The sequence below is a fragment of the Salipiger sp. PrR003 genome (assembly GCF_010500785.1).
Taxonomy (GTDB): Bacteria; Pseudomonadota; Alphaproteobacteria; order Rhodobacterales; family Rhodobacteraceae; genus Salipiger; species Salipiger pacificus_A.
On sequence record NZ_JAAGOV010000010.1, the window covers coordinates 130,598 to 140,959 of the forward strand.

Below are 10,362 nucleotides of genomic sequence, written 5' to 3' on the forward strand. Positions count from 1 at the left end.
AAAGGTCAGAACCCGCCTGAGCCGGAGATAGTGGTGCCGAGGCGCCGCGACAAGGGGCAAGCCGCGCTCCGTCAGCTTTCTTCTGTCACGAAGTTGTAGCGGGTCAGTTCCTCGGGCAGAAGGATGTAGATCTGATCAGCGGGGGTGGCGAGCGCGGGGCGCAGCACCATGGGGTCGATGCCCATTTCCTCGAGGTACTCCATCACCTCGCCCTGGCCGCGCTGGATCTGCTCGACCGCGACAAAGGCGGGCAGGATTGTGCTTTCACCGAAATAGTGCTGATGCACCCCGACCGAAGCGCCCTCGGCGATGTCCCGGGTTGTGCCGGAGGCGAGAAGGTAGGGGCAGGCGGAGTAGCAGAATTCGCCCTCCAACATGCGCGTTTCGAGCCCCATCTGCCGCACGTGCCGTCCGATGGCCAGCGCGTCGGGCACCGAGCCTCCGGGGCTCTGCAGGATCAGCGTGTCCAGCGAGGGTGCCTCGTCGAGCGCGGAGATGATCCGCTCGGCATCGCCCTCGGCGATGGTGCCTTCGAGCCGCCAGGTCGTGCCATCGCCTTGGGTCAGCGTCAGCCGGTTGGGCAGCTTGCCGGGATCGCGCAGCGGCGAGAGGGGCGGCAGGTCGCGGTTCGGCGCGAAGGTGCGGCGCTGGTCGCCGGGCTCCACCGGCTGCGACAGGCGCGGCGCGCTGGGACCGAAGCGGGGCAGGGAGAAGTTGCTGCTGGTCAGATCGCCCCAGACTAGGAAGCCGCCAAGGGCGACCTGCAGAATCAGCGCGCCGGTGAGGGCGCGGGCGACCGTCAGATGCCTCATGGCGTGCGCCCGGCGAAACGGGAGACCTCGGGGGGCTCGTCGGCGGCGGCGCTGGCGGGTGCCGGGGTCGGGTGTGCAGGGTGCAGCGTGGTCTCGACGTCGCGCATGGCGTGAAGCGCGGCGCGCAGCTCGGCGAGGGTCAGCGTGTCCTCGAGTTCGGCGCCTTCGCGGCCATGGCGAATCGCGCCATGTGTGACGGCGAGGATCAGCACCAGCACCGCCGGAAGCAGGTCGATGGCGATGGCCCCGGCCCAGGAGGGCACGAAGTTGCGGGCGTACATGATCACCGCGTCGGCGGCGGAGACCGGCGTATAGGTGACCTCTGCGGCGGGCTGCAACGCCAGCACGTTTTGTGCGGCGCGCTCCAGCGTTGTCGCCCGCTGCGCCAGCACGTCGAGCACCGAGGTGATGGTCGCCTGCTGACTGCCACGGTCGGCATCGCTCTGGCCGTCGAGCTCGGGCAGCACCACCGAGGCTGCCAGATCCTGCGCCGCCCGCTCGACCAGCGGCGCGACCGACAGCTGGCGGAGCTGGGCGATGAGCCCCTGCAATTCCACCGCGGCCTCGGAGAATTCCACCGAGCGCGGCTCGACGGGGCCGGGCTCGACGGTCAGCGCGCGCATCCGCGACAGGATCGTGTTGCCTTGGGCAAAGGCGCTGTCCACCAGCGGCGTCTGCTCGGCGATCTGCGCCTCGAGCGCCGAGAGCTCCGCTGCCTTCTGGCGCAGTACGCGGAAGACCGCGCCGCGCCCGGCGAGGCCCGAGAGCGAACCCTGTGCCTCCTGCTCCGAGAGGTCTTCGAAACTCTGCCGCACCCGCGCCACGTCACGCTCGAGAGACTGTCCGGTAAGCGCGATCTCATGGGTGCGTTCGAGGGCGCCCTGGTAGTCCTGCACTGTCTTCGCGAGGTGCTGCTCGACCGCCGCCGAGCCCGCCAGCGCTGCCGCGTTCAGCCAGGACGACATGGCGATGATTGCCAGCGAGCCAAGCCCCATGGCCGCCAGCAGCCCGACGCGCGAGCGGGTCGAGCGCATCGCCGGAAACAGCCGCATCAGGTAGGACCAAAAGACGAAGATGCCCACGGAAACCGCCACCGAATAGGCGATCGCGGCAAAGACGGTGAAGGCACCGCCCTCTTCCAGCAGCGAGGAGACGCCGAGATAAGTGTAGATGCCCGAGGCCACCGAAAGAACGCCGAGCGCGGTGCCCGAGAAGGTGTCGAGCCAGCCGAGGTGAGACTCGAGCTCGCGGGCGTGGCGGATGCCACGGGCCTTCGACCGGGCGGAGCGGGTGTCATCTGTCGCGGCCGTCGGGGCGTCTGTTGCGGCGTCTGTCATGGGCGGGGCCTCCTGCAACCATCTGACAGGAGATAGGCGTGAAGGGGGCGCAAAAAAGAGTGAGCGGGCTTCGGGTTGCCTTTGTTCACCTATTGTTCATATTGGAGGCATGAGCATCCTGAGCGAAACCCCAATGATGCCCGGCCAGCTGCTGGCCCGTGGCGTCTGTCGTCACCTTGCCAGCCTCGGCTTCGCGCCGGTCGAGGAATTCGTGCCTGAGCGCGGCCGCCGGGTCGACGTGATGGCGCTGGGGCCAAAGGGCGAGATCTGGGTGGTGGAATGCAAGAGCAGCCGCGCCGATTATATGTCTGACGGCAAATGGCAGGGCTATCTCGACTGGTGCGACCGCTATTTCTGGGCCGTGGACGAGCTGTTCCCGACCGACCTGCTGCCCGAGGGCACGGGCCTCATCATCGCCGACGCCTATGATGCGGAGATCCTTCGCATGGCGCCCGAGACGAAGCTCAGCGGCGCGCGGCGCAACGCGCTGATCCGGCGCTTTGCCACCCATGCGGCGCGGCGGCTGCAGGCGCTGCGCGACCCCGAGGCGCGGCTCGGCGCCTGGGGGTAAGGTCTGGAAATGTCAGGCGGGCTGGCGTCTCAGCGCTTGACCTTGCGCGCGGTGGCCGCGGCGGCGCGCAGCTCCTCGGCGATTTCCTCAGCTTCCTCGGGATCGAAATCCATCGGGATCTCGAGATCGCCGGCGTAAATGTAGAGACGCACCATGCCCTGGTCGGTCGGACCGATCTGCAGGTTGGCTTCGATGTCGCGTTCGGTGTTGATCCCCATGACCGTCCCCATGAAACTGGAATGGCGCGGGCTTAGCCCCGCGATGTGCATATTGCAAGCGAGAGGGGCGGGATGTCCACGTTGCACGCGCCGCGAGAGACCATCAAGCTGAAGCCCTACGCTGCCGAGGATCGGGCTTGGCTGGTGCGCCAGCATGCCGAGCTCTACGCGCGCGACGAGGGGTTCGACGACAGCTTCGGCCCGCTTGTGGAGAGCATCCTGCGGGATTTCGAGGCGGCGCATGACCCGGCGCGCGAGCGGGGGTGGATCGCTTGGGACGGGGAGGCCCGGCTCGGCAGCATTTTCTGCGTCGACGGGGGCGCGCGAGAGGGCGAGTCGCTGGCCAAGCTGCGGCTCTTCCTGCTGCTGCCGGAGGCGCGGGGCAGGGGACTCGGCCAGCGCCTGCTCGAGACCTGCATGGGATTCGCGCGTGACGTTGGGTACACTCGGATGACGCTCTGGACCCATGAAAGCCACCACGCCGCCTGCGCGCTCTATGCCAAGAACGGGTTTTCTCTTGTGTCCTCGGTACCTGTGACCAGCTTCGGGGTGCCGCTCGTCGAGCAGCATTGGGAGCGTGCGATTTAACTCAGGATTGGGGCTTGCAATCGAAAATGGCTGGCGTTATTTCCCCCGAGCGTGCCGCCTTAGCTCAGTAGGTTAGAGCGCTTGATTGTGGATCAAGAGGTCTCCCGTTCGAACCGGGAAGGCGGTACCATCTCCCCCTCATCAGTATGAGACAGGCCGAGACGCACAGTTTCCCTGTGCCGCGCCGGTTTGCGCCTCTGCCCAGTCCGTGCAGAGGCGCGGGCTGCCCGGGGTATTCTTGCGTAGAAGAAATACCCTCGGGGGGTCAGTCGGCAGAGGTGATCGTGATGGTCTGGCGCAGCTCTTGTGTCGCCCGGTCGAAGATCAGGATCTGGTCATCCGTGGTGACCACGGCATACCAATCGCCGCCCTGAGTGAAGGCCGAGGCCGTCGCGCCGGAGGGCAGGGCGATCTCGGCTGGCAAAGGCGCGGGCGGTTTGGTGGCAGCCGTGAACCGGATGACAATCAGCGACACAATGGCTACAAGCCCTGCGATCATCACCGCCGTAAGCACCGTGACCAGCCGCCGCAGGAAGCGCAGGTTGGCCGGTTCGGGCAGGATTTCGGGATCTTCAGGAGTATTGGACATGGAGCAGCCTCTGCGCGTCGTCATCGGGGAAGCCCCGCCGCCGCGTCTTGATAAGGCGCTGGCACGCGATGTGCCAGAGGAAGCCGCGCTGTCGCGCACGCGTCTCGCGAAACTCATCGCCGAGGGCGCGGTCACCCGTGCGGGTGAGGTGCTGTCCGACCCCAAGGCGAAGGTCGAGGAGGGCGACGTGCTGGAGATCTCCGTGCCACAGGCCGAGGAGAGCCACATCGGCCCCGAGGACATCCCGCTCGACATCGTCTGGGAAGACGAGGACCTCGTGGTGGTCAACAAGCCCGCGGGTATGGTCGTGCACCCGGCGCCCGGCACGCCCTCGGGGACGCTGGTCAATGCGCTGCTGTTTCACTTCGGCGAGGCGCTCTCGGGTGTCGGAGGGATGAAACGGCCGGGCATCGTGCACCGGATCGACAAGGATACCTCGGGTCTGCTGGTGGTGGCGAAATCCGACCGTGCGCATCACGGCCTTGCCGCGCAATTCGAAAAGCACAGCGCCGAGCGCGCCTATCTGGCGGTGGTGCACGGGGTGCCCTCGACCGCCGATCCGCGGCTGCGCGGCGTGAAAGGCGTGTCGGTCGAGCCCGGAGAGGTGATCCGCATCCAGTCCGGCCTCGCGCGGCACAAGACCGACCGGCAGAAGCAGGCGGTCTATTTCGACGGGCAGGGGCGGCATGCGACGACACGGGCGCGGGTGCTCGAGACCTTCGGCACGCCCCCGGCGCTGGCGCTGGTGGAATGCCGGCTCGAGACGGGGCGCACCCACCAGATCCGCGTGCACATGGCCCATGCCGGGCATGGGTTGATCGGCGATCCGGTCTACGGCGGGCGCCGCAAGATCGCCGCTAAGGCTTTGCCCTCGCAGGTGGTGGCAGAGGTCGATCGCTTCGACCGGCAGGCGCTGCACGCGGCGCTTTTGGGGTTCGAGCACCCGGTGACCGGCGACGCGCTGCGCTTCGAGGCGGAGCTTCCCACGGACATGGCACATCTGCTGCAGACACTGCGCGGCGAGTGACATATCCTTCGCATCTGCGTGAGGTCGCCAAAATCCGGATCCGCACACCGGGACCATGCGTTAAACACGTGAAAACCTTGAACACCCTATGGTGCATCCGTGCACAGCGGGGTGGTTGAATTCCACCGAGGGGCTGCCCATATGGCATGTTAACCCTCATAACATTGGAGGAAGGGGCACGTGAGCAACTATGCGAATCTGCCGGCGCCATCGCCGGAAGCCGGCCTCAGCCGTTACCTGCAGGAGATTCGGAAGTTCCCTCTGCTGGAACCGGAAGAGGAATACATGCTGGCTAAGCGCTGGGTCGAGGAGCAGGACGCCGAGTCGGCCCACAAGATGGTCACCAGCCACCTGCGTCTCGCGGCGAAGATCGCCATGGGCTACCGCGGCTACGGCCTGCCGCAGGCCGAGGTGATCTCGGAGGCCAACGTCGGCCTGATGCAGGCGGTGAAACGCTTCGACCCCGAGAAGGGCTTCCGCCTTGCGACCTACGCCATGTGGTGGATCCGTGCCTCGATCCAGGAATACATCCTGCGGTCCTGGAGCCTCGTGAAGCTCGGCACCACCTCGGCGCAGAAGAAGCTCTTCTTCAACCTGCGCAAAGCGAAAAACCGCATCGGTGCGCTGGAGGAGGGTGACCTGCGCCCCGAGCACGTCGAGAAGATCGCCACCGACCTCGGCGTATCCGAGGACGAGGTGATCTCTATGAACCGGCGCATGTCGGGCGGAGATGCCTCGCTCAACGCCACTGTCGGCTCCGAGGGCGAAGGGTCAATGCAATGGCAGGACTGGCTCGAAGATGAAGACGCCGATCAGGCCGCCGATTATGCCGAGCGCGACGAGCTGGACGCGCGCCGTGCCCTGCTGGCGCAAGCCATGGACGTGCTGAATGAACGCGAGAAGGACATTCTCACCCAGCGCCGTCTTGCCGAGCAGGCGGTGACGCTTGAGGAGCTGTCGGGCATCTATGACGTCAGCCGCGAGCGGATTCGGCAGATCGAGGTGCGCGCCTTCGAGAAGCTGCAGAAGCGCATGCGTGAATTGGCGGTGGAGCAGGGGATGCTCACCGACGCCTGATCCTGTCTTGCAAGGCCCCTTGAACGCCCGTCGCCCTGCGGCGGGCGTTTTGCTTGCGAGGGACGCTGCGGGCGCTAACATCAGGCGCGACACAAAAAGGGAAGAGATCATGGCCGACCACGTCAGATGGGGCATCCTTGGCGCCGCCAATTTCGCGAAGAACTACATGGGTCCCGCGATCCACGCCGCGCGGGGCGGCGCGCTGAGCGCCATCGCCACCTCCAAGCCGGAAAAGGCCGTGCCCTTTGCCGAATTCGCGCCAGGGCTGAAGGTGCATGAGGGCTACGCGGCGCTTCTGGCCGATCCGGAGATCGATGCGGTCTACATCCCGCTGCCGAACAGCCTGCATGTAGAGTGGAGCCGCAAGGCCGCCGACGCCGGCAAGCACGTCCTTTGTGAAAAACCCATCGCGATGAGGGCCGAGGAGATAGACGAGCTGATCGCCGTGCGGCAGGCGACGGGAAAGTTGGTGGCCGAGGCGTGGATGGTGGCGCACCACCCCCAGTTCGCCAAGGCGCGCGAGCTTCTGCAGGCGGGCGAGATCGGCGACCTGGTGCGGGTCGACAGCACCCATAGTTTCTACAACGACGACCTCGGCAATATCCGCAACCAGGCAGATGTCGGTGGCGGCGCGTTGCGCGATGTGGGCGTCTACGCCCTCGGCTCGGTGCGGCTGATCACGGGGCAGGAGCCTGGCGAGATCCTGGCCGCCGATATCGACTGGCAGAACGAGGTCGACGCCAGTGCCCACGTGATGGCGCGCTTCCCGGGGTTCCTCTACACCGGCCGCGTCTCGACCCGTGCCGCGCCCTGGCAGGAGATCGTGCTGCATGGGACCAAGGCGGTGATGCGCCTGCCTGTGCCATTCAACGTGCAGGTCTTCGGCGAGGCGCGGCTCGAGCTGCACGGCCCGGGGCTGGAAACCCGGACCTGGCGCTGGCCGGCCGAGAATCATTACGTGTTGCAGGTCGAGGCCTTCAACCGGGCAGCGATGGGCGCGGCGGACTATCCGCTGCCGCTGGAGTTCTGCCGTGGCACCCAGGCCTTTGTCGACCGCATCTTCGCTGCGGCGCCGCAGGGGTGATGCTGCGCAGCATTTTCCGGGCCGCGGCGCAGCGAAATCGCTGGCCGCGCTCGGCAAGTGTCAGTGAAACTGATGCTTTTCTTTTTTTCTGCGCTCGCATAGGCTTCTTCTCAACTCTGCGTGGAGGGAGGGTCCATCGTGGCTGACAAGGAAAAACCGCTGCTCATCAAACGTTACGCGAGCAGGCGGCTCTACAATACCGAGACCAGCGACTACGTGACGCTCGAGGATATCTCGGGCTTCATTCGGGACGGCCGCGACGTGCAGATCATCGATCTGAAGTCGGGGGATGATCTTACACGGCAATACCTGCTGCAGATCGTCGCCGAGCACGAGAGCCGCGGCGAGAGCGTTCTGCCGATCAACGTGCTGACCGACCTCGTGCGCAGCTACACCACGCAGGCGACCTCGGTCGTGCCGCAGTTTCTTGCCGCCAGCTTCGAGATGTTCCGCGACAGCCAAAGCAAATGGGCGGACAGCATGAGCCACATGAACCCGATGATGCCGAAAATCCCGGGGCTCGAGGCGATGCAGGCGCAGCAGGAGGCCTTCCTCAAGGCGATGGCCGGGAACATGGGCAAGAGCTGGTCCGGCCCCGAGAAGGAAGAGCCGCAAGGCGAAAGCGAGGAAGACCTCGCCGCCATAAAGAAACAGCTCGCCGAGTTGCAGCAGAAGCTCTCGAAAATGGACAAGTGACGCGGCGGGCCCTTCGGGGCCCGAGGTGTTTCGGGGGGCGCCCGAGAGCACGACTTTCAGCGCCGCCGCGGCAATGCGCAGGATTCGGATTTCCTCTGCAGGCGGCTTGCGGCAAAGGAAGGGGATGGACACCGCATCTTCTCTCCGCATCGACCGCCGCTCGGGCCTGTTGCTGCTCACGCTGGCCGCGCTCTGGGGCAGCACCTTCCTCTTTGCGGAAATCGCGCTGACCGAACTCAGCCCGATGCAGGTGACGCTGCACCGGGTGGTGATCGCGGCCGTCGCGCTCTGGCTGGTGCTGCGCCTGCGTGGGGTCAAGCTGCCGCGCGCGCCGCGACTCTGGGGAGCCTACCTGGTCATGGGTGCACTCAACAACGCCTTGCCCTTCACGCTGATCTTTTGGGGCCAGACCCATATCGAGAGCGGGCTGGCGGCGATCCTCAACGCCTCGACCGGTGTGCTGGGCGCGGTGGTGGCAGGGCTTTTGCTGCGCGACGAGCGGCTGAGCTGGCGCAAGGTGGCCGGGGCGGGCCTGGGCTTGGCCGGGGTGGCGGTGGTGATCGGCCCGGACCGGCTCACCACGCTCGATCCGCGCAACCTGGGGCAGGGGGCGGTGCTGTTGGCGGCGCTGAGCTACTCGCTGGCCAGCGTCTGGGGCAAATTGCGGCTCGCCGGGCAGCCACCGCTGGCCAACGCCTTCGGCATGCTGGCGGGCGCCGCGGTGATCATGCTGCCGCTGGTGCTCTGGCAGGACGGGCTGCCGACGCTTGATTACGCGCCGCGCGTCTGGGCTGCGCTGCTGGGCCTGTCGCTGCTGGCCACGGCGCTGGCCTTCATCCTTTACTTCGCGATTCTCTCCCGGGCGGGCGCGGCGAACCTGATGTTGGTCACTCTGCTCATTCCCCCCTTCGCCATTGTCATCGGGCGCGTCGTCCTTGGCGAGCAGCTTCCGCCCGGCGTCTACCTCGGCCTCGGGATCATCGCCGCCGGGCTGGTGGTGACCGACGGGCGGCTGCTTGGGCGTCTTCGCCGCAAGCCGCCCGCCGACGAAGCTCAGGTGCCGTAGGCGCGCAGCGGACCCATCACGCTCTCGGCGGCGCCTATCAGCACCTCGGCCACTGCCTCGCAGTCGGCGAGGCTTAGCCGGGCGGGCAGGCGGGTGTCGCAGGCGCGCTCGAGCATGGCGCGGGTGCGCGGCAGCTCGGGCACCTCCTCGAGGAACTGCCAGTTCCAGAAGGCCCGGGCATTGTCTGTCGAGAGCCCGAAGAGCTGCACCTTCACGCCGCCCGCCTCGGCGGCAGACAGGAAGGCACGCATCTCCCCGGCGCTCATCCCGGTGAGGTTGAACTGCAGCGAGTCCGGCGCGCGCTCCTCAGGCGCCAGCTTCTCCGGCACCTCGATCCAGGGCGAGCGGTTGAGGAGTGCCGCCACGTGGTCATGGTTGCGCCGCCCGTCGCGGACACGGCGCGCGACGTGCTCAAGCTGCGGGCGGATCACCGCGGCGGCGAGGTTGGATAGGCGCAGGTTGTAAAGTGGAAGGCGGTTCTGCCAGCGGTCAAAGGCCTCTTCCAACTCGGGGGAATTGTCCCCCGGCGCCATATGCTTGCGCCAATTGTGTTCGTAGGCGCCCGAGAGGATTACCGCCCGCGCCACCAATTCGGCATCATCGGTGATCAGGATGCCGCCCTCGCCGGCATTGACCAGCTTGTAGCTCTGGAACGAGAAGCAGCCGACCCGGCCCAGCGTGCCGATGTTGCGCCCCGCCCAAGTGGTGCCGAGCGAATGCGCCGCATCCTCGATCACCGGCAGGCCGCGCGCGTCGCAAAGCGCCAGGATCGCGTCCATGTCCGAGGTGTGGCCGCGCATGTGGCTGATGATCACCGCGCTGACGCCCTCGAGCTTGGCCTCGAAATCGGCGATGTCGATGCGGTAGTTCTCGCCGACCTCGCAGAGCACCGGCACGCAGTCCGCATGCACGATCGAGGAGGGAACGGCGGCGAATGTGAAGCCGGGGATCAGAACCTTGGCGCCGCGTGGCAGGTCCAGCGCCTTCAGCGACAGGAAGAGCGCCGCCGAGCAACTCGACACCGCCAGCGCGTATTTGCTGCCCAGCAGCGCTGCGAACTCGCGTTCAAGCAGGGCGACAGGCGCGTTCTCGGGGGCGGTGTAGCGGAACAAATCGCCCGACAGCAGCAGGCGGTCGATCTCGGCGCGGGCGTCTTCGGGAATGGGCTCCGCATCATGCATGTTCGGAAGGCTGCTCATATCACTAAACCCAAATTGTTTCTTCTGAAAAACTTAAACACCTGATCTGTGACAGCCAAGTGAAAAGGCCTCCCCGGGGGGAGGCCTTGCGGAAACTT

Annotated in this window: 12 protein-coding genes and 1 tRNA gene; 8 read left to right on the plus strand and 5 right to left on the minus strand. The window is 66.5% G+C overall.

The genetic code is table 11. The features are described 5' to 3' along the window. Positions 1 to 71 precede the first annotated feature (71 nt). Both G0D83_RS00720 and G0D83_RS00725 read right to left on the minus strand, forming a co-directional pair. Positions 72 to 812, minus strand: coding sequence for a hypothetical protein (locus tag G0D83_RS00720; RefSeq protein WP_164188694.1), 741 nt, complete (start codon positions 810 to 812; stop codon positions 72 to 74). Further along, on the minus strand, positions 809 to 2,149 hold the full coding sequence (locus G0D83_RS00725; RefSeq protein ID WP_164188696.1) for a hypothetical protein: 1,341 nt from the start codon (positions 2,147 to 2,149) through the stop codon (positions 809 to 811). The genes G0D83_RS00720 and G0D83_RS00725 overlap by 4 nt, the downstream gene beginning before the upstream one ends. Before the next feature lie 109 nt (positions 2,150 to 2,258). On the opposite strand from G0D83_RS00725, the gene G0D83_RS00730 reads away from it, so the two are divergent. Further along, entirely contained in the window at positions 2,259 to 2,720 is a 462-nt protein-coding gene (locus G0D83_RS00730; RefSeq protein WP_164188698.1) for an MmcB family DNA repair protein, read from the plus strand. A 29-nt stretch (positions 2,721 to 2,749) separates the two neighbouring features. On the opposite strand, the gene G0D83_RS00735 is transcribed toward G0D83_RS00730, so the two are convergent. Further along, positions 2,750 to 2,938: a DUF6324 family protein gene (locus G0D83_RS00735; protein WP_092424081.1), complete on the minus strand. Its 189-nt coding sequence runs from the start codon at positions 2,936 to 2,938 to the stop codon at positions 2,750 to 2,752. Positions 2,939 to 3,010: 72 nt separating this feature from the next. Between G0D83_RS00735 and G0D83_RS00740 the strand changes: the two genes are divergently transcribed. Then, the gene (locus tag G0D83_RS00740) at positions 3,011 to 3,526 is read left to right on the plus strand and encodes a GNAT family N-acetyltransferase (RefSeq protein ID WP_164188700.1); all 516 of its coding nucleotides are present in this window, start codon (positions 3,011 to 3,013) and stop codon (positions 3,524 to 3,526) included. 53 nt (positions 3,527 to 3,579) lie between these two features. After that, positions 3,580 to 3,656, plus strand: a tRNA-His gene (locus G0D83_RS00745). Between the two features lie 135 nt (positions 3,657 to 3,791). Here G0D83_RS00745 and G0D83_RS00750 read toward each other — a convergent pair. Next, entirely contained in the window at positions 3,792 to 4,115 is a 324-nt protein-coding gene (locus tag G0D83_RS00750; RefSeq protein ID WP_164188702.1) for a DUF6476 family protein, read from the minus strand. Here G0D83_RS00750 and G0D83_RS00755 point away from each other — a divergent pair. The 5 genes from G0D83_RS00755 (at position 4,114) to G0D83_RS00775 (ending at position 9,065) form a co-directional block, all read left to right on the plus strand. Then, positions 4,114 to 5,142, plus strand: coding sequence for an RluA family pseudouridine synthase (locus G0D83_RS00755; protein WP_164188704.1), 1,029 nt, complete (start codon positions 4,114 to 4,116; stop codon positions 5,140 to 5,142). The genes G0D83_RS00750 and G0D83_RS00755 overlap by 2 nt on opposite strands. Positions 5,143 to 5,322: 180 nt before the next feature. Continuing rightward, a complete protein-coding gene (rpoH, locus tag G0D83_RS00760; protein WP_164188706.1) occupies positions 5,323 to 6,219 on the plus strand; it encodes an RNA polymerase sigma factor RpoH in 897 nt (298 codons plus the stop codon). Positions 6,220 to 6,328: 109 nt separating this feature from the next. Next, positions 6,329 to 7,303: a Gfo/Idh/MocA family protein gene (locus tag G0D83_RS00765; protein ID WP_164188708.1), complete on the plus strand. Its 975-nt coding sequence runs from the start codon at positions 6,329 to 6,331 to the stop codon at positions 7,301 to 7,303. Between the two features lie 138 nt (positions 7,304 to 7,441). Continuing rightward, the gene (phaR, locus tag G0D83_RS00770) at positions 7,442 to 7,999 is read left to right on the plus strand and encodes a polyhydroxyalkanoate synthesis repressor PhaR (RefSeq protein ID WP_108964690.1); all 558 of its coding nucleotides are present in this window, start codon (positions 7,442 to 7,444) and stop codon (positions 7,997 to 7,999) included. 124 nt (positions 8,000 to 8,123) lie between these two features. Continuing rightward, positions 8,124 to 9,065 carry a DMT family transporter gene (locus tag G0D83_RS00775; protein WP_164188710.1) on the plus strand — a complete coding sequence of 314 codons (942 nt, stop codon included), beginning with the start codon at positions 8,124 to 8,126 and terminating at the stop codon, positions 9,063 to 9,065. Here the strand turns inward: G0D83_RS00775 and G0D83_RS00780 are convergent. Beyond that, the gene (locus G0D83_RS00780) at positions 9,053 to 10,264 is read right to left on the minus strand and encodes a DegT/DnrJ/EryC1/StrS aminotransferase family protein (protein WP_164188712.1); all 1,212 of its coding nucleotides are present in this window, start codon (positions 10,262 to 10,264) and stop codon (positions 9,053 to 9,055) included. The genes G0D83_RS00775 and G0D83_RS00780 overlap by 13 nt on opposite strands. Positions 10,265 to 10,362: the final 98 nt, after the last annotated feature.